Consider the following 20799-nt stretch of genomic DNA (forward strand, 5'->3'; position numbering starts at 1 on the left):
TGACCGAGACGGGCTGGCTATGCACAAAGAGATTCGATTCGGTGCTTTCGTGCGCGAAATCACGGTTGATCAGCAACGCATCTCATACAACAGCATTACCCCGAAAGTGTGGCACGATGCCGATGGGCGGGAGATTCCCTATCGGGCGCCGGATATCCGGCTGCGACCCATTGACGGTTATCGACTCATTGCGCCCTATGTGAGTGTGCGCTTCATGGAGCAGTTTCGTGCTGTGGTGCCGTTGGCAGTGTATCTCATGCTGTTTCAACTGTTTATCCTCAAGCAGGGGCTGGCCGATGCCTCAGTCATCAGCGGTGGATTGCTGGCGGTTATCCTGGGGCTGATGCTATTTATGGAAGGACTGAAGGTTGGGTTGATGCCCTTCGGCGAAATGCTCGGGATTGTGTTGCCGGCTAAGGCCAATCTCAGTGTGGTGTTGCTGATTGCCTTTGTCCTGGGGATTGGCGTCACTTTCGCCGAACCGGCCATTGGCGCGCTGAAAGCCGCCGGGCAGATTGTCGAAGTCACATCGGCGCCCTATCTGTACGCTCTGCTCAACGACTGGGCCGAGGCGCTGGTGCTGGTGGTTGGGATCGGCGTCGGCTCGGCGGCAATTCTGGGCACCTTGCGCTTTTTGCACGGCTGGAGTCTGAAGCCGCTGATCTATCTGACGTTCATTCCCACCTTCGCGCTCACGCTCTATATTCTGCAGGATGCCGAACTGGCTAAGACGCTGGGGCTGGCCTGGGATTGTGGCGCGGTGACAACGGGGCCGGTGACGGTGCCGCTGGTGCTTTCACTGGGGATTGGGATCGCAGCAGCCGCCGGACATGGGCAGTCCTCGCTGTCGGGCTTTGGAATAGTCACCCTGGCGTCGCTGTTTCCCATTGTTGCGGTCGAGGCGTTGGCGATCTATGTGTCTCTAGTCAGCAGTCCGGAGGCCATTGTGGCGGCCGCCGCCGCCAGTGCCGAGGCGGTCAGCGCACCAAATTGGTATGCTCGCACCCCTTGGGTTGAGATCTTCGGTGGTCTGCGGGCCATTGTGCCCCTGGTGCTGTTTCTGTTTCTGGTGATGCGCCTGGTATTGAAGGAACGCATTGCGCATCCGCGCCAAATCACCTACGGCATCACCCTGACCGTGCTGGGCATGATTATCTTCAATCTGGGGCTGACCTATGGTCTGGCCAAGCTCGGGGCGCAGTCCGGCAGCCTGGTACCAGCGGCCTTTACCGACATCGCAGCCGTACACAATGATCCGCTTTACCGGCCGCTGATTGGTTTGATGATTGCCTATTCATTCGCCTGGCTGCTGGGCTTTGGCGCCACCCTGGCCGAGCCGGCGCTCAATGCACTGGGACTGACGGTGGAGAATCTGACCAATGGCGCCTTTCGCAAACAGACTCTGATGGTGGCTGTTTCGCTGGGGGTCGGCTTCGGGTTGACGCTGGGGGTGGCGAAGATCGTCTTCGGGTTTTCTCTGGCCTGGCTGTTGCTCCCCGGCTATGCGCTGGCGCTGTGCATGACCTATTTCTCGACCGAGGAATTCGTCAATATCGCCTGGGACAGCGCCGGTGTGACCACTGGTCCGGTGACCGTTCCGCTAGTGCTGGCGATGGGGCTGGGCTTTGGTCAGGCGATGGACGCCATTGAGGGCTTTGGCATCCTGTCCATGGCGTCCATCTGTCCGATTCTGTCCGTGCTGGCGACCGGGCTGTGGATTCAATGGAAGATCGACCGAAAGCATCGCCGTTATGACCAGGCCATGCATGTAACAGCGGCTCAGGAGACTCCCTGAACATGAGCACAAGAGAGATTGTAGTGCTAACCGATGTGGCACTCATTACCGCCAGCGTGCAGCGTGGCATGGCCGATGAGATCGTCAAGGCGGCGCAGGAAGCGGGCGCCCAGGGCGCCAGCATCCACTATGCCCACGGCCGCGGGGTGCGCGAACGCTTGGGCATTCTGGGGCTGGCAGTCGAGGCCGAGAAAGAAGTGATTAACATCGTGGTCTCGACCGATCAGGTGGATCGGGTGTTTGAGAAAATGTATCTGGCCGGCAAGATGGATACGCCAGGCATGGGATTTATGTGGGTGACGCCGCTGGAAAAGGCCGCCACCTTTGTGCCACCGGAGATCGTTGAGCGCCTGACGCGCAAACCGAACCGAGCCAATGGATGAGCCCGCCTGATGATCAGCGAGCAAGCGCAAAAAGTGATCACCTGCATTCTGCCCATGGGGCGAGGCATGGCGTTGCTGAATCGACTGGTCAAGGAAAAGGGCCTGACGGCGGTCGATATTCACCACGCGCGTGGCCTGGGACGCATCACCCCGCTGCGGCATCGCGGCATCGGCGAAATGGCGGAAAAAGAGATTCTGACGGTCTCGGTACCAGCGGCAGAAGCCGATGATCTGTTTGAATTTATCTACACCACCGCCGAAGTCAATCGCCCGCATGGTGGTTTAATTTTTATGCAGAAATTGCACACAGCAACCCATTTTACGCTGCCTGAGTTACCCGAGGAGACCGCATAAATCCCTGTGCGGGGAGCATAAAATAAACACTAAAAGTGTTTATTATAGCGCAAAAAAAGGCTGCGCAACGGCAGCCTTTTTTAGAGAATTTGGAGCGGGAAACGAGACTCGAACTCGCGACCCCAACCTTGGCAAGGTTGTGCTCTACCAACTGAGCTATTCCCGCGTTGGAAGTTGTGCATTATAGACCATCTTCGGTTTCTGTCAAGAACCTGTAGCGATTTTTTTACCGCTCACTGTTGGGCGACTCGGCAGGTACTTCCTGGCCCATGAGACTTGGCCAGGCGGCGCGGATGTAGAGCACCATGGACCATAGAGTCAAACCGGCGGCCAGGTATAGCAGCAGAATACCGATCAGTTCGATGGGCAGACCCAGCAGCGGGTCGCGCAGGGTCAGCAGCAGGATTGCAATCATCTGCGCAGTGGTCTTGAGTTTGCCGGCCATGGAGACGGCCACCTTGGCGCGACTGCCGATTTCTGCCATCCATTCGCGCAGGGCTGAAACAGTAATCTCGCGGCCAATGATCACGGCGGCGGGTAAGGCCAGGACTGGACTCGGATCGGCCTGGACCAGCAGCACCAGCACAATGGCCACCATCAGCTTATCGGCCACCGGATCCAGAAAGGCGCCCAGGGGCGAGGTTTGGTTCCAGCGCCGCGCCAGATAGCCGTCGAGCAGGTCGGTCAGGGCCGCTGCGCCGAACACCAGCGCGCAAACCAAGCGCGCCCAAGGCACGGGCAGGTAGAAAAGTGCCACAAACACCGGGATCAGCACAATCCGCAGTAGGGTTAGCAGATTCGGAATATTCGCCATGATTTCGCTCGCCCCTCAGCCGTCAACCGCTCTCAACCATCATGCCTAACTCGGCGCCTCTTGTTCGCGTCCATGGTATGCCGACTGCGCTCGTATAGAAAACGGTTTTTCGCATTGACTTGCGGTTAGACCGAATTCTGCTGCATGGCCTGGTGAATCTGCTCGGCCAGCGCAGCACCGATGCCATCGACGCGGGCGATCTCTTCCGCTGTGGCACGGCGCAGTCCGTGCAGACCACCGAAGGCTTTGAGCAGATTGCTGCGTCGCTTGGGGCCAACGCCGGGAATACCCTCCAGCACCGAGGTGCGGCGCGCCTTGTCACGCCGCTGGCGATGACCGGTGATGGCAAAGCGATGTGCTTCGTCGCGGATTTGCTGCACCAGATGCATGGCGGGCGAGTCCGCCGGGGCGATGATGGCGTGACGTTGATGCGGTTGCCACAGCTGTTCGGCCCCGGCTTTGCGGTCCGGTCCCTTGGCAACACCGACCAGGCGCACGCCCTGAATGCCCAGTTCTGCGAGTATCCCCAGCGCGGCACTGAGCTGCCCACGCCCACCGTCGATGAACAACAGATCCGGCAGCGGGATCTCGCCCTGCTTGATGCGTTGATAGCGCCGGCCGAGCGCTTGCGCCATGGCGGCATAGTCGTCGCCGGGGACGATGCCGTCGATATTAAAGCGGCGGTAGTCCGACTTGCGCGGTCCCTCGGCATCGAACACCACGCAGGAGGCGACCGTCAGCTCGCCACCGGTATGGCTGATGTCGAAGCATTCCATGCGCTGCGGCAGTTCATCGAGTGCCAGCAGCTCACGCAAGGCCTCCAGCCGCGCACTGTAACCGGCGCGGCTGCCCAGGCGCGTTTGCAGTGCCAGATCGGCATTGCTTTGCGCCATCTTGAGCCATTGCACCCGATCACCGCGCAGCCGATGCTTGATGACGACCTTATGCCCGGCGCGCTCGGAGAACGCCGCTTCAAGAAAGTCCAGCTCCTCGGGCTCGGCACTGAGCAACAATTCGGGCGGAATGTGCTTGTCGGCATAGAACTGAGTCAGGAAACCCGCCATCAGCGTAGCCGCACTGGCATCAGCCGGCGCTTGGGGGAAAAAGCTCTTATTGCCCAGATTGCGCCCGCCACGGATGAAAAACACCTGCACGCAGTGCAGCCCACCATCGGAAGCACAGGCGAGAATATCCAGATCACCCCCGTCTGCGGCGGTGACATACTGGCGCTGCTGAATGCGCCGCAGCATGGCGATTTGATCGCGCAGGGTCGCGGCCTGCTCAAACTCCAGCGCCGCAGCGGCGGCGTCCATGCGCTCGCCCAGTTCGCGGATCACCTCATCGGTGCGCCCATCGAGAAACTTGATGCTGCGCTCAACGTCTGCACCATAAGCCTCAGGCTCGATGTAGCCAACGCAGGGCGCGGTGCAACGTTTAATCTGATATTGCAAACAGGGCCGCGAGCGGTTGCGAAAGAAGCTGTCGCGACACTGGCGCACCGGGAAGATTTTTTGCAGCAGATGCAGGGTCTCGCGCACCGCCGAGGCACTGGGATAGGGGCCGAAATAGCGTCCCTTGCCCTTGCGGGGGCCACGGTAGAACGCCAGACGCGGAAAGCGCTCCTGAGTGCTGAGATAAATGAACGGATAGCTCTTGCCATCGCGCAGCAGCACATTAAAGTGCGGCTGATGCGCCTTGATCAGGTCCGCCTCCAGCAGCAGCGCCTCGCCCTCGGTGCGGGTGAGCGTGATTTGAATATCCGCGATGCGCGCCACCATGACTTGCAAGCGACTATTCAGCGAGCGGCTGAAATAACTGCTGACCCGTCGCTTCAGCTCCTTGGCCTTGCCAACATAGAGCACCCGGCCCTCGGCATCGAGCATGCGATAGACGCCGGGCTGGGCCGGGATGCGCGCGAGCAGCGCACGACGCGTCGCCTCACTCAGCACGCCTGGGCTCCACAGCCTCGGCGCTGGCGGCACGCTCGGCGCCCTCGGCGGCACTGACCGGATCGGTCAGCCAGGCTTTGCAGCGCGCCATCACCTGATCGAACATCGCCTCGGTCAGGCGGCGGGTCTGGGTGTTGTAGCGGCTGCAATGGTAGGAATCGATCAGCCGTTGCCCACCCGGCAGCGCATACTCGGCCCCATGTGCAAAGCGCAACGCCGACTGCTTGAGTCCACAGCCCAGCAGCACTGCCCGATGCGCAATCTGCCCCAGAGCCAGCACCACCGCTCCCGGTGGCAAGGCGGCCAGTTCGGCGCTCAGATAGCCATTGCAGGTGCGCATTTCCGCCGGCAGTGGCTTGTTGGCCGGTGGTAGACATTTCACCGCATTGGTGATGCGACAATCCTTCAGCACCAGCGCATCATCGGCGCTGACTGACTCGGCACAACTGCTCAAGCCGTGCCGGAACAGGCTGGCATAGAGCAGAATCCCAGCATAGTCGCCGGTGAACGGTCGCCCAGTGCGATTGGCGCCATGCAGACCCGGCGCCAAGCCGACGATCAACAGGCGTGCCTGCGCATCGCCAAAGGGCGGCACCGGCGCGGCATGGTAGTCGGGATGCGCCGCCCGCACCTCGGTGAGAAATTCCGCCAAGCGCGGACAGGCGCGGCAGTCGGGGTTAAAGTGCGGCTGCGAGCGAGCCGGTGGGTGGGGAGTGGAAACCAAAGCAGACATGGGCGTACAGAGACCATTCAGGGCGTAACGGTCTTGCTATGATAGCCGCCATGGCTGTTCCTAAAAACCTAAACAAAATTGCTTATGCAGCTTTTAGGCACTTCGCTCTCCGTTGATAACACCCTCGCGGGCGAGCAACTGGAGTCCTGGTTGAGCAGTCCCAACCGAACGGCCGGTCAACACCGGCAACATAGGCGGTTTCAGCCGTCGAAACCCAACTTACGCCGTAAAAATTGCCTCGGCGTTCATCCTGAGCAGAGAACAACTTTGCGATTCGACTTCGATCCCGACCATGGAACGCGAAACCTTCGCGCTTGTAGATAACCTATCTACGGTAGGGAATTTTGATGAAAAATAAAGAAAAAATCAAGAACTGTTTTTTGCTCCTGCGCACTGCGGTCAACTACCCCCGCCTGAAGGCGAGAGCTTGTGAGGCGACTCACGAGCCGGGTTGACCAGGGTCAGCGGTGAAAATCCGCTCCGTGTGTCACGGGTCGTTAAAACTCACCGGCGGAGGTGGGAGCCGGTGAGACACATACCCGAGGGGAGCAAGCCGCAAGGCTCCGTCACCAGGCCCGTAAGGGCACGTATTTGGAGAAACGACATGGCCGTTTTCGTCTTGGACAAGCAGAACAAGCCGCGCAAGACTGATGACAATCAGTATGGAAATCCCTGACGGCCTGATCAAGCCCGACTATGCCGGGGGCGGAATCGTCAACCTGATGAGTTCGCTGCTGCGCGCACGCGGTGCATCCAGCGACTGGCCGGACGCCCGGCTGCTGCCCGCCTCGGAGCTGACTGACTACCGCCATCTGGTGCTAATCGTGATCGACGGCCTGGGTGCGGACTGGCTGGCACGACACTCACCCACCGGCCTGCTTGCGCGTCACCAGCTCGGCGCACTGACCAGCGTCTTCCCCTCCACCACAGCGGCGGCCATTGGCAGCTTTCTGACCGGCGTGCCACCGGCGCAGCATGGCATCACCGGCTGGTTCACCTGGCTGCGCGAGCTGGGTTGTGTGATGAAACCCTTGCCAGGGCAGCCCCGCAGCGGAGGCCAAAGCGACTGGGGCATGATCAAGGATCTGCGCAGCCTCTTCCCCCGCCCTTCGGTGTTTGAACGTATACAGACGCCCTCGACCCTCATCAGTCCGCAGTCCATCATTCACTCGGCCTTCAGTCGCGCCCATAGCGGCCCGGCGCGCCTGCGCCCCTTTCGCAACCTGAAAGACTGTTTTCGCCAGATCGAACAAGCGGTCAAGCTCACCCGTCAGCCAAGTTATATCTACGCCTACTGGTCGGAGCTGGATCATCTCGGGCACAAGCATGGCATCGACAGCGGCGCCGCCATTGAGCATCTGCATGCGCTCGAACAGGGGCTGGAACACCTCAAAACACGGCTGGCTGGCCAGGATGTTTGTGTACTGATCAGCGCCGACCATGGTCAGCTCGATGCTTCCCCGGCCGAGCAGACACGGATCAACACCTTTCCGGCACTGGCCGAGCGCTTACAGCTGCCGCTGTGCGGTGAGGCGCGCGCGGCCTTTTGCTATCCCTGTGCCGGTGAGCTGGAAGGCTTTATTGCAGCGGCCGAGGCAGCGCTCGGCTCCCGCTTTGCAATCATCCGTTCCCGCGATCTGCTGGCGCAGGGCTATTTTGGTCCCGGCACGCCACACCCGGAATTGACGCACCGCAGTGGCGATGTCATCTTGATTGGCCGTGATCACAACGTCATCATTGATCAACTGTTGACGGAACCAGACTTCACGCCCATCGGCGTCCATGGCGGCCTGAGTCGCGCTGAAATGCTGGTGCCCTTGTGTCGGTTTACGGGTGCTATTTCACCCATCAGCGTGGCAGGGGTTCGTGCTTAATTACTACGAACACGAAATTTTCGTCTTGCCGGCCTAGCAACGGGATCGGCATACAACGTCATCACAGAGGCATTGATGTCACAACAAATCGGAGTCATTGGCAGCGGCATCGCTGGTATGGCCAGCGCCTGGCTGCTGGCTGATCGTCATCAGGTCACCCTAATTGAGCGCAACGACTATATCGGTGGGCACACCCATACCATTATGGTGGAGGAGGACGGTCAGTCGATTCCAGTCGATACTGGCTTTATCGTTTACAACGAGGCGAACTACCCGTTGCTAACCCGTCTGTTTGAGCGCCTGCAGGTTGCCACGCGCGATGGTGATATGTCCTTCGCCGCGTCCATCGGCCCCGGTGAGATCGAATACTCGGGCGATAGCCTGCGCACCCTGTTTGCGCAGCCCAAGCATCTATTCAGCCCTAGCTATTTGCGCATGCTGGCCGACATTCTGCGTTTTAACCGTCGCTGCCGACGACTGTTGGATGGGGACGGTTTCGCTGGACTGAGCCTGGGGGACTTTCTGCAACGCGAGCGGCTTGGCGAGGCTTTTCGCGATCACTATCTGCTGCCGATGGCCGCTGCCATCTGGTCCTGCCCGCCGCGCACCATGATGGACTTTCCGGTCGAGAGTCTGGCGCGGTTTTTCGACAATCACGGACTGATCCACATTATGCAACGCCCGCTATGGCGCACCGTGGTCAATGGCAGCCACAGCTATGCACAGAAAATCATCGCTGATCTGGGCACGGAGAATATCCTGCATGATCCGGCGGTCAGGGTGCGGCGTCTAGCCGCTGCGGGCCAGGGCGGACTGAGTCAGGGACTGGAGCAGAGTCCGGGCGTGGAAGTCACGCTGGCCTCAGGGGCGACCCGTCGCTTTGACGCCGTGGTGCTGGCCTGCCATGCCGATGAAGCCCTGGCGCTGCTGGAGCAGCCGACGGAAGACGAAACCCGGCTGCTGGGCTGTTTCCGTTATCAGCCCAACCAAACCTGGCTGCATACGGATACGCGCCTGATGCCACGCCGGCGTCAGGTGTGGTCAGCTTGGAACTATCTCGCAGCACGGCAGCCGGAGGGCCGCCAGGCGGTGTCGGTCAGTTACTGGATGAACCGCTTGCAGGGCCTGAAGACCCACAAGGACTATATCGTCTCCCTCAATCCGCTTGAAGCGCCCCGCCCCGAGACGCGCATCACTGACATGATCTATCATCACCCGGTTTTTGATCAGGCCGCTATGGATGCTCAGCCGGCATTGCAGCGGCTGCAAGGTCAGGGCGGCCTGTGGTTCTGCGGCAGCTATTTTGGCTACGGCTTCCACGAAGACGGCCTGCGCGCAGCGGTGCAGGCCGTCACCCACATGGGGATAGACACCGCCTGGCTGACGCAGGCAGGCCACTAAACAATGACCACACAGACAGCACAGACAGCACAAGCGGCACAAACAACGCAGACCACACGGAAACCTCCGACACCCATGCCTGATTCATCCCCGGGGCCGCATCGCATTTATTTCACCAAGGTCATGCATCGGCGGCTGTTTCCGGTCGAGTATCGCTTTATCTACAATGTCTTCAGTCTGATGATCGACATTGACGCGCTGGAGCAGCTACCACGCGGCCCGCGTCTGGGCAAATTCCAGCTGGTACGCTTTAATCCCGCCGATCATGGCCCGCGCGATGGCCAGCCCTTGCGCCCCTGGGTGGAAGCCGTGCTGCGCAGCCGGGGCATCGAGTTGGACGGTGGTCGCATCCGGCTGCTCTGCTTCCCGCGCGTGCTCGGCTTTGGCTTTAATCCGCTCAGCCTGTGGTATTGCGAACATCGCGACGGCAGTCTGCGTGCCGCCATCGGCGAGGTCAGCAACACCTTCGGCGGCAAGCACTTCTATCTGCTCGCCCAGGACGGCGCGCCTATTGACTGGCCACTGCGCGCGCGCGCCACCAAGTGCTTCCACGTCTCACCCCTGATGGATATGGCCGGCGATTACCGCTTTCGCCTGTCCAAACCCGATGAGCGCCTGTCGGTGATGATCCGCCAGTTCCATGACGATGGCCGCCTGAAGCTGGTCGCCAGCCAGGCCGGTACTGGCGAACCCCTCACCGAGCGCAGCCTGAGACGGGCCTTGCGACGCATGCCGCTGATGACCATTAAGGTGATTGCCGCCATTCACTGGCAGGCGCTAAAAATCTGGCTGCGTGGCGCACCCCTATGCCCCACGCCCCCGGCTCCTGAACACGAGGTAACCTGATGGCACGCGAGAAGTCAGCTGAGGCAACGTTGCCTTGGCATAAAGGGCTTTGGCACAAAGGGCTGGCGTTGCAGCCATTCAGCCACATCCTGGATGGTCTGTTACAACGCCAGCTTCAGGTCGGACAGCTCAAGCTGTTCTTGAGCCAGCGCCTGCACCGCATTGATGGACAGACCGCCGGCCCCCAGGCCGAGATGCACCTGCACCGCCCGCTAGCCTTCGCCCGGCGCATCGCCACCCGTGGTCTGCTCGGGCTGGGCGAAAGCTACATGGCGGGCGACTGGGACAGCCCTGATCTGACCGGCCTGCTGTATCTGCTGGCCGTCAACGAGCCATCCTTCGCCAATCTCCAACACGGCAGCTGGCTCGGGCGTCTCGGCGCTCTGCTGCATCACCACCGCCGCCCTAACACCCGGCGCGGCAGCCGCAAGAACATTGCCCATCACTACGATCTCGGCAATGACTTCTACCGTCTGTGGCTGGATGCGGGCATGACCTATTCCTCAGCGCTGTTTGATAACCAGTCGCCGGAGGACGATGCGTCTCTTGCTCAGAATCTGGATCTGGAGCAGGCCCAGAGCCGGAAATACCAATCCCTGCTCGCCATGCTAGGCGCCGAGCCCGGCCAGCATCTGCTGGAAATTGGCTGCGGCTGGGGGGGCTGCGCCGCTCAGGCGCTGACGGATGGCCTGCGGGTCACCGGCATCACCCTGTCGGCTGAACAACTCGCCTGGGCGCGCCAGCGCCTGGCCGCACCCATTGCCGCCGGCCAAGTCGATCTGCGCCTGTGCGACTACCGGGATCTGGATGAATCCTTCGACCAGATTATTTCCATCGAAATGTTCGAGGCGGTGGGCGAGCGTTACTGGCCGGTCTACATGGAAACCCTGCGCCGTCTGCTGCGCCCCGGCGGACGCGCCGCCCTGCAAGTCATCACTATGGCCGAGCAACACTTCGCCGGCTATCGCGCCAGCCCGGACTTTATTCAGCACTACATTTTTCCCGGCGGCATGCTGCCGACGCCGGAGCGTTTTGATGCCGCTGCGGCTGACGCTGGCCTGCGTATAACCAAGCGGCGCTGGTTTGGGCCGGACTACGCTCGCACCCTGGCGCTGTGGCAACAGCGGTTCCTCGCGCAACGCGAACAGGTGCTAGCGCTAGGCTATGATGAGCGCTTCCTGCGCATGTGGCGTTACTACCTCGCCTACTGCGAAGCCGGTTTTCGCGATAGGCGCCTGGATGTAATGCAAGTTGTGCTGCATGCCTCCTGACCCAGCACTTCCCCCCCAGGAGCGCCTGCGCTACCCGCTGGAACGCTACGATGCCCAGTTTAATTTGCGCATCCCGGCCACGCTGTGGCTCATCATGGTGCTGCTGCTCCGCCATGGACTCCTGCTGATCATCACCTTCATGCCCACCACCGGCAAGGAGATCACCGTCCTGCGCGACCTGATCCGGCCCGAATTTCTGCTTGCCGATGCCCTAGCGCTGCCGGTTTTCATCAGCGCCATTCGGCGTAACGCCAAGCGCACCCCGGCCTGGATGCCTCGCGTCTGGCGCCACGCCCGCACCTTGCTCAGCCTGTCGCTGTTGCTGTACCTCGGCCTGCTAAGCGCCCCGCTGGTCGCAGGAACCGGGCCGCTGGTGCAACGCCTGTCCGAGGCCGCCCTGCTCTCCGCGCTGCTCAACCTCGCCGCCCTCGCCTACCTGTGGCGCTCGCCGCTGCTGCCCGACCTGTTTCGCGACTGGCCCCAGCCATTACCCAGCGCTCTATGGCATGAAAACTGACCAGATGGCCTCACGAATGCTACCTCCGTGTTTCACATTGATTAATATCCACTGAGAAAAGTATAGTCTCTTAATATGATATCCGGACATTTTAAAGGAACTTAATATAGTGGACCCCATGTCCAGGACAAATTTAGCTCGAATTTAAGTTAGTTTACTCACCAGCCGCAGCGGTTTGGCGCTGCCCCAAATCTTTGCCAGACGAAGCCGTAGCGGCGCAACAGGCCTCCTCCAACGTCTCTGCTCCATCAACCTTGAAATGGTCGACAACCACAGCTCCACCTCCCTGAGCGCTGTGATGCACCTCATCGGGGGTGCAATACCCCAAACTCTGATGCGGTCGCCCGCTGTTGTAGAAAGAGAAATACTCCGTCAACCAACTTTTGCCTTGAACGCCGCCGTGAAGGTCTTACGCTGTCTCTCGCTCATCTCGTCTCTCCAAGCTTCTTCAGTCGGGCAAGGACTAACTTAAATTGGTGTCCTGATTTTGGGGTTCACTATACAAGGCGGGATTCCATGTGCCATACAAGCGGGTGGTCTAAAGTTAATGGCATTGCTTCTATCCTGACACTGAGGGGAATAAGAGAGCGGAGTTTTATGTTTGCGCCCGCGCCGCGCGGCAAAATGCACTCAATGTTCGCTATTCCCCCAAAAGACGTCTGGTATTTTTCAACGCGTTCCTATAATCTCTTAATTCCGGTTTGGCTTAGCCAAACTTGTTAAAACCCCCTAAAACTCTGGTATGGAAAACTCCAATGCGTAAACTACTGATTTTAGCACTCACTGCTTTGATGACGATTACGATTAGCCTTAGCGGCTGCGTTGCAACCACCGGCGGCACAAATGAAGAGAAAGGAACAGCGATAGGAACGACCGGAGGCGCTCTCCTCGGTGGCATCATTGCAAATAATGCTGGTGGGAATACAGCTCTTGGTGCCATCATCGGTGGCGCGGTCGGCGGCCTAATAGGCAATCGTATCGGCGCCGCTCTTGATGAACGTGAGAGACAGGAGTTAGCACGATTGACGAAACGTGCCGCACGAGCAAAGACCAATCAAAAATTTGTCGCTGAAGTTGCGCCTCCGCCACAAAAAGTCGCTAAAACTTCGTCCTCAAAATCGAGTTCTTCGTCTGCAAAAGCGAAACCCGCAGCAGCACCGAAGCCGACTAAACTCGAGGTAACGCCAGGCGAAATATATACAAAATCAGACGGTCAGCAATGTCGCAACATCGCACAAGTCGCGATTAAAGACGGGAAAACTTATAAGGATAACACAACCATGTGCAAGTCCGGTTCCAACTGGACCGCAACGGCTGTCTAAACAACAACTTGCAACCGACCGCTAAAGTCGGGAAAAAGGGCAAGGATGCCCTCCACAACAGTTAGAAGTTATTAATTTCGTCCATCACTGCAGAATTCGTACCTGCATCAGTCGTATTCTCAAGAAAAGCAACAGCAGCAGGATTTACAGCCTCTACTTTTTTGAGCGTTTCGTCATTCTGCGCAACTTGTGCGATCCTGGCGGGTGATGCGTTCGCGAGTGATGCTGGTGGCTTAGTATTGAATTCTTCAACAAGTTCGGCTTGATTCTTCTCGGATTGAAACAACAAAGTGACAACATCCCGAGTGAGGGATTCAACACGGTAAACATTCTCTCCAAACTTGGCGTTTAGCGGCTTTATGACTGCAGAATTGATAGTCTGCGCAAAATCGGCCTGGCCGCCTGCAAAGTTCACTTCGTATAAAGTGAGTCCGCTCGTTGTGTAATTTCTTAGCGAAACATCAAGAAAAGGACGCAGACCAATCATTTCCTTCTTGAGCAATACCCCGATGTCATAACTCGGCAGACCAACAACACGTAACTCAAAAAGGTGGTTGGGTTGAACCAGATGTGACTCGAAAAAATCTTTTGAAAATTCTTGACCGATCATACGACCAACATCTTCAAGTGCTTGATCCTCAGTCGACCAACTATTATGCCTTGGAACCTTATTATTGAAGTAAATTTCTTCCCCTGTATTGTTGTTAACACACTTAACCGTCCAGGAGGTAATCAGATGTTTCTTGAGTCGGATTCCAGATGAATTCAGTTTGACTTCCCTAACATCGAACCTGACACGACCCAAGATCGAGAAATCAGCGGCCTTGAGATGAGAAACAGAGACCGTGGTCTGAGTCTGATTGGAAAGCGCTGAGGATTCCATCATCTCGGTCTTCAATGCTTGTGTTGCATCCTCTGACCAGACGCGATAACCAAATTCCAAGATACGCTCTTTTAGTAGATTCTCTGCGATATCTGATCGTGTCTGCCAACTCCCGCGATCAGCGTCCTGTGCATAGACAGCCACTGAGATACGGGGATTGCCATAGTCGCGGATATAGCTGATGCGAGACTGACGCGACATCGTGCGCAGCGCATCCTGAACGCCAGTAAGATAGACTTCGGCTTTGATCATCATATGCGCGAAACCATCATCTGCCACCCAAGGTTTGCTTTCCTTGATCACCCGTTTGATCAGTCCCTTTGTTTCACTAAGAACTCGATCATCGATTAATGTGTAGTTCTCAACCAGAGTACTTCCCTCAACAAAAACACCAACGGCTTTCTCGATCGCTTGACGCCTTGCATCTCGCCTCAGATCATCTATCAAGAGGCCTTTGTCCCTTGCGTATGTCTCAGCATTTGGATCGGCCAAACCCTCGGCGGTCACCATGATCGTATTTTGAGCAAATGCCGGACTTAAAACACTGAAGAGAAGACAGACCACACCGAGCAGTAATCCTCGGCGAGCTAAAACCTCTGACTTCTTAACCATCATTGCCCTCATTGAGCCGCATGAAAATTTCTAATTGCATTCCGCATCCCGAACCGAAGGTGCTTGCCGCTATCTGGCATGTGGCATAGCCATCCCTGGCGCTGTCTGTTTTATCAGTCGAGCATCCTAGCGGAGCAGGTCAGTTCCCCCGCCGGCACCATTGCTGCTCTGACCTTGACCGCTAGAGCTGGCACCGATCGGCACGTCGATCATGCCTTCTCGGATCTCCGCGCCACGACGGATACTTGTGGCGGTCATTCCGGCACTGCCACTTGAAGATTCACTGAAATCATCGACCTGTGCGCCAACGCCTTCAACTTCGATGACCTCATCGTCGTAGTTCAGCTTTTGGTTCAGAACATCCTCTACCTCACCAAACCGGAGACGCATCTTTACAAAGGCATCGCCGTTCTCATCCCAACGGTAATCGACAAGATCGGCGCCATAGATCGCAGCCATCATGCGCGCGCGAACATCATCGGACTGCAAAAGGTAGTCACGCACCGAAGTGTTTGAATTGATTTCGAATCCCACGATGGTTTTTGCAAGTTGCTTATAAGAATCGAGTTCGGCGGCACGAAGTGCTTGCAACGGTCCAGCCATTGCAGGTGTGGATGTGGCAAAACCGAAGCGCTTGATCGTCTGACCACCATAGTCAATATTCTTGCCGACGATGTTGCTGACTTTACCAAGTTTGATACTTGCTTCGACTTGGGCGATATCCTTATCCGGATCATAAAGAATGTCGGTGTACTCGATTCCCTTTATCGCAGCGGCCGTCTTTGCGTCAATACGAACTTCTTGAGCAACGAGATCCTCGACGCTCTCGCGGCTTCGTATTTTCAATCCGACCACACTTTCAACCACGGCACGTTCTGCGATGACCTTCGCTGCATTGACGGTCATTAATTTTTTGTTTCCGGCGACCCCCTGCGCAGAAAAAACGATCAACACAACCGTGAATATCGCCAATAACACCCGATTTTTCTTCACAGCAACCTCCTAACACCTTAGCCTCGTTCAATTTTAACCCAGTAGCGCTGCGTCACAAATCGATGACGCCATCACATTCGATCACGCCTTAGACTGATCGGACAGCGAATGAGTCGCCTCTTTTACCAAGAGTCCAACATATGCCCTCCATCGGGAAAAATGACTGGAATCTCAAGTTTTTGTTCATTCACTGCCTTAGTTTCGGTACCGCTATTTACGGAAACCACCCTTCGCCAGATATTTTGGCGAATGCCAATCTCCATAATGGGGGCTGGAATGGTTCCCAATCTAATTAAACTTTGATACCTATCGTTCATGCTGAGAACCGAAGGTACAAACAAAAAAGGACGTATCAATGGTTGCCCCCCTTTCTCTTTACGGCGACTGTTCGCAGAGATTTCTCGTGCAAGGCGGCTAAGCCGACGCACGCCGCCGATTTGGACATCGCGGATTGAATTATCTCCAACTACCCGCCCAGAGAATCGGTAATCCCCCTCGGCATCTGAAGGCAGCACGGACCCAGCGATTTCATCACTGAGCTGCAATAGCCCATTTGCATTTTCGGCCATTAACGCGCTGTTGCCTCCAATGCTAGCAATAGCATACACGATTAAACCGAGCCCGAGCAGGTGCCTCCAGAAACTTTTTTTCACGATTTATTACCAATCACTAGGTTTTAGTGCTCGACCACCACCAGTAAAGGTATCTGTCTTTTGATAGGTCGGACGCGTTGATGTTTTTCGTGAGCCAGAAGAAGAAGACCGACAAACCTCGCGCTGAGTCCGTCTTAGCCCATCTTTAGCGTCGAGTAGGCTCGGATCAATTGCGAGTGCTTTTTTATACATGTAAACGCTAAGCTTACATTTTCCTTGCATGCGATAAATCTCGCCAAGGTAATAATAGGGGTAAGGGTCAGCCGGTACGAGCGTCGTCGCTCGTTCCAAATAGGGCTTGGCGAATCCGTAATCTTTGCGCTCAAAATAGAGCTTTCCAGCGCTAGCTTGGGCTTTACCAAGATTTGGCTGAACTGCGATAGCATCAAGATAGGCATTCAATGCAAGCTGATCACGTCCCGTCGCTTCGTAAGCCTGGCCTAATCCATAGAAGGCTTCACCATATCTTGGATCCAAACGGACGGCTTCCTGGAAATTTTCGATTGCTTGGCTGAAGTTTTCGGCCGCTAATGCCGATATGCCGCGTTGGTAATAGTCGGATGCCGCGCCTGGTCCCACAGGAATTGTCTGCTGACAAGCTGTAAGGGCCAGCATCACCGGGATAAAAAAAATCAGTTTACGCATCAATTAGTCCCTCTTTAAGTTTAACCAATTCATTCACAAAATGTGAGGTTGGTTTTCCGCTGCAAATCGCGGATCATTGGCTCGCCTCATCGATTGTTTTAGTATTTGGCTCAGTTGAGCACGACTTGAATCTTCAGGCTTTATCGCGATGGCAAAATCTGAAATCGTGGAAGGCATTTTAGTCACTGGTGTTTGTTGATTCTCAGTTAGCTTGCTAACCTGATTACTAAGAAAGAAGTCAAGGCCTTTAATCGTAATCTTGCCGTCGTTTGCAAGATCCGCGTCACCATTTAACCCATTGACCAGTACTTCGGTAAAAGCTCCATTTTCCCACATCGGATTTTCAAGCGAGGCCTGATTGCCACTAGAGCTGCTATAAACCACGATCCCGTTTTCAGCCGCAGTCAAATCATTGACAACACCATTGATATCTGCAACCCCAGTCATGAGACTTCCAGAATGGCAGGTATCAAAGAAAGCGATGACCTTGCCCGGTAGGGTAGCGAGTGATTTGCGAATGTCATATTGCGGAACTGCCGTTCTTGCAATGCGCTCTGGATTGGCATCACTGACGAGAAAATAATAATCGCCATCTTCATCATTAACGCCGTGGCCAGCAACAAACAACATGGCAACATCCTCTTCGGTCACCTTCTTGTTAAGCCAATCGAGGCCATCGAGAAAGGTTTCGCGATTGGGATTGCTCAATACTTCAACGATGACGTCCTTATAAAGGCCATTGTGTTGCTGCTTGATGACTTGAGCGAAGTCTTGAGCATCCTTCGCCGCGTAGTTTAGATCATCCAGCCGATTATCTTCATACTCTGAGACGCCGATCGACAAGACATAGAGTGTTGGATTGTCACGAGATTCAGCAAGTTTCTCTCCGGCCCAGTGCAACTTAACCGTACTTGGCGGCGAGGCACCAAATTGATTTTCTGCAACCACAGTGACAGAGACGTCCCGTGCTGGCAGTTTGATCGTCATCGATTGCTGCCCTTTGGAATCATCCGTTTCGTCGGTACTTGACTTGGCATCAGGGGTTCCCGTGATGCGTTTAAGCCCACGCGCTGAATCGAGCGGACGACCATCGACGAGGATCTGCACTTTGCGAGCCTGCTCACCGCCCGGATTTCGGATCAAGTAGCGGACTGTCACCTGTTCGCCATCAAAGTTATCGCCGTCTTCGGGTGACAAAATATCGACAATCGGTGGCAACGAATCTGAGACCTTTACATCAGCAACTGAACGCGAGCCACGCACATTGGACGCAGCAATGGCGTCAGATTCGTCGAGCGTTTGCAACACCATCTCGACGACCTTCGGCCTATAAAAGCGCTCGCGAAAGACGTTCACCGGGAAAAAGTCCGATGCTTGCACGCTGCTCAGTGCCTTGCCGACAACTGCCCCCAGACGCGGCGGTCCACCTGGTTGCACCGCAGCGAGCAGAACATCGACGTCCTCTGACGCGCCCTCGCGCAAGACCAGAAAATTCAGTGAATCTCCAGCTGAAGCTGTTTGCAACAAAGCGACTAAATCAGCCCGCGAGTTGATCGGCTTGTCATTGATCGCCTGAATGACGTCACCAGCACGCAGTCCGGAGAGATCTGCTGAAGATCCTGGCACGACATACTGAATCGCCAAACCGGGTAATTCGTCGTACCGATTGAGCTGCCAACCGATCAAGCGATCACCGCCGGGGCTTGCGTCGTAGTAGCCCTTAGGGGTCCAGGCTACCCATTCATGGCTGCGCTTATTGATGTAGACCGCGAGCAGCTCCACGCCATCAGCATAGCGATACCAACGCAGGGTGCCATCCCCCAGGGCTGCTACCAAAACCTTTCCGTCGGCACTGATGTTAATGCCCCATGCAGCATCTGGAACGGGTATGGACCAACGTGGCTCCCCCGACTGATAAAAAGCACGAAGATACCAGCTAGTCCCGAGAACAAAGCCTTGTCCATGCGGCGCGATCGCAAAGGCTTGTGACCGCTCGTAGGGATCAAGCGGCAAAGGCTGACCGTTCAGTGCGGGTTCGGTCGCTTGCTTCCAGTGTTTAACGGTCATACCAGCAGCGGTTGTGCGCGCAGGTGTCAACGGGCTGAGTTCAAGACGGGCTCTGACTTGCTCATTGAGGCCACCAGGACCGAGACCGGCATCTGATCGCCAAGCGCTAAGCGCTCCAGCGGTTGCACGACCATACTGACCATCGAACGGACCAGGATCATAGCCGAGCGATTGGAGCTTGCGCTGCAGCAACCAAGTCTCATTAAGGTTACCTTCAAACAGGCGGCGCTCCTTAAGATCAAGTAGCACCATATCCTGCGCCGAGTAGCCGAGACCAACGGCTACGCGCCTGCCATCGGCGGAGATCCTGAGAGCATTTCCGAGCTTATCGCGAAAATCCGGGACGGCACCCTGACGCCGATCGAGGTGATTGCCGCTAGCGCTCAATTTTAACCAAGCTGGGTAGTCCGTGCTGACCAGCAGGCCACCATCAGGTAGCGCCTGCAGATCAGTGACAATATTGGCCGTTCCTTTCCAAAGTTCCCTTCTTCCTGCACCAGCATCTGCCCATGCAATAATCGGGAACTGGCCCTCAGTTTGGTAACGTCCAGCCGCAAACAGCCGGCGGCCATCCTGAGACCAGGCAACCTGACTGAGGCCGCCCTTGGTCAGTCCACGCGTGTTCGGAGGTAGCAGTTCACTCAAGTCTTGCGTCGAGACCAGAGATACCCTTGGGGTATCCGCAAAACCAATGGCGATACGGTCGCCAGCGGGGGAGAAAGCGGCACCGAACGGCTCGTCGCCAACCGACAGACGGGATTTTTCAAGCAAACCAAAGGATGCGTTTTTGTAAAGACGCACATACCCGTCGAGTGAGGTTGTTACGAGCTGACCGCCCGGCGAAAAATCACAGCCATGACTGGCACCTTGGTAAGCCTGATCGATTGCGATCAAGCGCCAATTCTCAGTGGACCAGACGCGCACTCCATCACTGCCAAGGGTTGCGGCGAGATAAGCCCCATCATCCGACACGCACAGATGATTGACGACGTCGGGCAAGCTGGCAATGAAGCTGGTGAGTCCCTTGCTGGCCCGGTCGAATAAATAAATGTGGTAGTTGCCACGGCCTTCTGTGACCGCCTGTGTCATGCCACCAGCGGCCAACCAGCGGCCATCAGGAGACGCAGCGAGCGCATAGAGTCGCCCTTCATCGCCTGCTCCGGCTGGAACCCGGAAAATATCAACCAAGCGTCCATCGACTAAATTCCAGGCGCGAATCGTCTTGTCGTCAGAAGCAGTAAAGAATAAGCCAGCGGACCGATCCACCTCCAAGGCACGAATCGACGCCGTATGCATCCCGGTCTCGATTCGCAGTAAAGGATCAGTGGAGAGCGTGGCAAGCGCGGATTGGCTCAAGGCGACTAAAATCAAAGCAAACATGCCGCCACGTCGCGATGCAAGGCTTGGGAGATTCATCGATCCATACCCTCCTCATCAATGCTTAAATCTGCCGGCAACCAAGCTGGCAGCAGGATTGCCGCCTAGCAGGGTTCGAGCTACACCCATTGAAGTATAGCTGCCAAAACAACGCAAGACATTGCGCGTGGTCAGGTTGTAGCCTCGACGGTTTCAGCCGATCTAGACAAGAGTGGACGCAAAAATGACAGATTCTGGCATACTAAGTGGGCTTTTTCATCAACTCGGCAGGCTTTCACTCAACAATCTGTCCGTCAATTATCGGATCTGA

17 protein-coding genes, 1 tRNA gene and 1 pseudogene are annotated in these 20799 nt (G+C 56.7%); 9 read left to right on the forward strand and 10 right to left on the reverse strand.

All coding sequences use genetic code 11. The annotated features are described in order from the left end of the window. Nucleotides 1-19 precede the first annotated feature (19 nt). Genes CKO36_RS09305 through CKO36_RS09315 form a run of 3 tightly spaced genes read left to right on the forward strand, consistent with a single transcriptional unit; the run spans nucleotide 20 to nucleotide 2532 of the window. On the forward strand, nucleotides 20-1795 hold the full coding sequence (locus tag CKO36_RS09305) for a DUF1538 domain-containing protein (protein WP_200283781.1): 1776 nt from the start codon (nucleotides 20-22) through the stop codon (nucleotides 1793-1795). A 2-nt stretch (nucleotides 1796-1797) separates the two neighbouring features. Beyond that, a complete protein-coding gene (locus CKO36_RS09310; protein WP_200283782.1) occupies nucleotides 1798-2178 on the forward strand; it encodes a P-II family nitrogen regulator in 381 nt (126 codons plus the stop codon). A 9-nt stretch (nucleotides 2179-2187) separates the two neighbouring features. After that, nucleotides 2188-2532, forward strand: a complete 345-nt coding sequence (locus tag CKO36_RS09315) for a hypothetical protein (RefSeq protein WP_200283783.1) — start codon at nucleotides 2188-2190, stop codon at nucleotides 2530-2532. Nucleotides 2533-2622: 90 nt separating this feature from the next. Here the strand turns inward: CKO36_RS09315 and CKO36_RS09320 are convergent. The 4 genes from CKO36_RS09320 to CKO36_RS09335 all read right to left on the reverse strand — a co-directional run bounded on the left by CKO36_RS09320 (nucleotide 2623) and on the right by CKO36_RS09335 (nucleotide 6028). Beyond that, nucleotides 2623-2698, reverse strand: a tRNA-Gly gene (locus CKO36_RS09320). A gap of 60 nt (nucleotides 2699-2758) precedes the next feature. Next, entirely contained in the window at nucleotides 2759-3346 is a 588-nt protein-coding gene (gene pgsA / locus CKO36_RS09325) for a CDP-diacylglycerol--glycerol-3-phosphate 3-phosphatidyltransferase (protein WP_200283784.1), read from the reverse strand. Nucleotides 3347-3471: 125 nt separating this feature from the next. Beyond that, nucleotides 3472-5295, reverse strand: coding sequence for an excinuclease ABC subunit UvrC (gene uvrC, locus CKO36_RS09330; RefSeq protein WP_200283785.1), 1824 nt, complete (start codon nucleotides 5293-5295; stop codon nucleotides 3472-3474). After that, nucleotides 5285-6028, reverse strand: a complete 744-nt coding sequence (locus CKO36_RS09335) for a uracil-DNA glycosylase (RefSeq protein WP_200283786.1) — start codon at nucleotides 6026-6028, stop codon at nucleotides 5285-5287. The genes uvrC and CKO36_RS09335 overlap by 11 nt, the downstream gene beginning before the upstream one ends. A 662-nt stretch (nucleotides 6029-6690) precedes the next feature. Here CKO36_RS09335 and CKO36_RS09340 point away from each other — a divergent pair. The 5 genes from CKO36_RS09340 to CKO36_RS09360 all read left to right on the forward strand — a co-directional run bounded on the left by CKO36_RS09340 (nucleotide 6691) and on the right by CKO36_RS09360 (nucleotide 11937). Next, nucleotides 6691-7902, forward strand: a complete 1212-nt coding sequence (locus CKO36_RS09340; RefSeq protein ID WP_200283787.1) for an alkaline phosphatase family protein — start codon at nucleotides 6691-6693, stop codon at nucleotides 7900-7902. A 75-nt stretch (nucleotides 7903-7977) separates the two neighbouring features. Further along, on the forward strand, nucleotides 7978-9303 hold the full coding sequence (locus CKO36_RS09345) for an NAD(P)/FAD-dependent oxidoreductase (RefSeq protein WP_200283788.1): 1326 nt from the start codon (nucleotides 7978-7980) through the stop codon (nucleotides 9301-9303). A gap of 75 nt (nucleotides 9304-9378) precedes the next feature. Further along, entirely contained in the window at nucleotides 9379-10149 is a 771-nt protein-coding gene (locus CKO36_RS09350; RefSeq protein WP_200283789.1) for a DUF1365 domain-containing protein, read from the forward strand. Further along, nucleotides 10149-11420 carry an SAM-dependent methyltransferase gene (locus CKO36_RS09355; protein WP_200283790.1) on the forward strand — a complete coding sequence of 424 codons (1272 nt, stop codon included), beginning with the start codon at nucleotides 10149-10151 and terminating at the stop codon, nucleotides 11418-11420. The genes CKO36_RS09350 and CKO36_RS09355 overlap by 1 nt, the downstream gene beginning before the upstream one ends. Next, nucleotides 11410-11937 (forward strand): DUF2919 family protein, encoded by a 528-nt coding sequence (locus CKO36_RS09360; protein ID WP_200283791.1) that lies wholly within the window; start codon nucleotides 11410-11412, stop codon nucleotides 11935-11937. Before CKO36_RS09355 ends, CKO36_RS09360 begins: the two co-directional genes overlap by 11 nt. A gap of 256 nt (nucleotides 11938-12193) precedes the next feature. On the opposite strand, the pseudogene CKO36_RS19710 reads toward CKO36_RS09360, so the two are convergent. Further along, nucleotides 12194-12313 (reverse strand): annotated as a pseudogene (locus CKO36_RS19710) (integrase core domain-containing protein); the annotation flags it as partial. A gap of 379 nt (nucleotides 12314-12692) precedes the next feature. Between CKO36_RS19710 and CKO36_RS09370 the strand changes: the two are divergent. Next, nucleotides 12693-13259: a glycine zipper domain-containing protein gene (locus CKO36_RS09370; protein WP_200283793.1), complete on the forward strand. Its 567-nt coding sequence runs from the start codon at nucleotides 12693-12695 to the stop codon at nucleotides 13257-13259. Between the two features lie 61 nt (nucleotides 13260-13320). Here the strand turns inward: CKO36_RS09370 and CKO36_RS09375 are convergent, their stop codons facing one another. The 5 genes from CKO36_RS09375 to CKO36_RS09395 form a co-directional block, all read right to left on the reverse strand. Then, nucleotides 13321-14757, reverse strand: a complete 1437-nt coding sequence (locus CKO36_RS09375; protein WP_200283794.1) for a hypothetical protein — start codon at nucleotides 14755-14757, stop codon at nucleotides 13321-13323. Between the two features lie 123 nt (nucleotides 14758-14880). Then, nucleotides 14881-15747, reverse strand: a complete 867-nt coding sequence (locus CKO36_RS09380; protein WP_200283795.1) for a hypothetical protein — start codon at nucleotides 15745-15747, stop codon at nucleotides 14881-14883. Nucleotides 15748-15869: 122 nt separating this feature from the next. Continuing rightward, nucleotides 15870-16400, reverse strand: a complete 531-nt coding sequence (locus CKO36_RS09385; RefSeq protein ID WP_200283796.1) for a hypothetical protein — start codon at nucleotides 16398-16400, stop codon at nucleotides 15870-15872. Between the two features lie 6 nt (nucleotides 16401-16406). After that, entirely contained in the window at nucleotides 16407-17045 is a 639-nt protein-coding gene (locus CKO36_RS09390) for a tetratricopeptide repeat protein (protein WP_200283797.1), read from the reverse strand. Between the two features lie 33 nt (nucleotides 17046-17078). Further along, the gene (locus tag CKO36_RS09395; RefSeq protein ID WP_200283798.1) at nucleotides 17079-20528 is read right to left on the reverse strand and encodes a caspase family protein; all 3450 of its coding nucleotides are present in this window, start codon (nucleotides 20526-20528) and stop codon (nucleotides 17079-17081) included. Nucleotides 20529-20799: the final 271 nt, after the last annotated feature.

It is taken from the genome of Rhabdochromatium marinum (genome assembly GCF_016583795.1).
GTDB lineage: Bacteria > Pseudomonadota > Gammaproteobacteria > Chromatiales > Chromatiaceae > Rhabdochromatium > Rhabdochromatium marinum.

Bases quoted from the DNA above. Each gene is read 5' to 3' on its own strand.
- CKO36_RS09355 (WP_200283790.1), top strand. From the start codon at position 10,149: ATGGCACGCGAGAAGTCAGCTGAGGCAACGTTGCCTTGGCATAAAGGG.
- CKO36_RS09315 (WP_200283783.1), top strand. From the start codon at position 2,188: ATGATCAGCGAGCAAGCGCAAAAAGTGATCACCTGCATTCTGCCCATG.
- CKO36_RS09335 (WP_200283786.1), bottom strand. From the start codon at position 6,028: ATGTCTGCTTTGGTTTCCACTCCCCACCCACCGGCTCGCTCGCAGCCG.
- CKO36_RS09375 (WP_200283794.1), bottom strand. From the start codon at position 14,757: ATGATGGTTAAGAAGTCAGAGGTTTTAGCTCGCCGAGGATTACTGCTC.
- CKO36_RS09390 (WP_200283797.1), bottom strand. From the start codon at position 17,045: ATGCGTAAACTGATTTTTTTTATCCCGGTGATGCTGGCCCTTACAGCT.
- CKO36_RS09370 (WP_200283793.1), top strand. From the start codon at position 12,693: ATGCGTAAACTACTGATTTTAGCACTCACTGCTTTGATGACGATTACG.
- CKO36_RS09360 (WP_200283791.1), top strand. From the start codon at position 11,410: ATGCCTCCTGACCCAGCACTTCCCCCCCAGGAGCGCCTGCGCTACCCG.
- CKO36_RS09310 (WP_200283782.1), top strand. From the start codon at position 1,798: ATGAGCACAAGAGAGATTGTAGTGCTAACCGATGTGGCACTCATTACC.
- CKO36_RS09345 (WP_200283788.1), top strand. From the start codon at position 7,978: ATGTCACAACAAATCGGAGTCATTGGCAGCGGCATCGCTGGTATGGCC.
- CKO36_RS09340 (WP_200283787.1), top strand. From the start codon at position 6,691: ATGGAAATCCCTGACGGCCTGATCAAGCCCGACTATGCCGGGGGCGGA.
- CKO36_RS09305 (WP_200283781.1), top strand. From the start codon at position 20: ATGCACAAAGAGATTCGATTCGGTGCTTTCGTGCGCGAAATCACGGTT.
- CKO36_RS09350 (WP_200283789.1), top strand. From the start codon at position 9,379: ATGCCTGATTCATCCCCGGGGCCGCATCGCATTTATTTCACCAAGGTC.
- pgsA (WP_200283784.1), bottom strand. From the start codon at position 3,346: ATGGCGAATATTCCGAATCTGCTAACCCTACTGCGGATTGTGCTGATC.
- CKO36_RS09395 (WP_200283798.1), bottom strand. From the start codon at position 20,528: ATGAATCTCCCAAGCCTTGCATCGCGACGTGGCGGCATGTTTGCTTTG.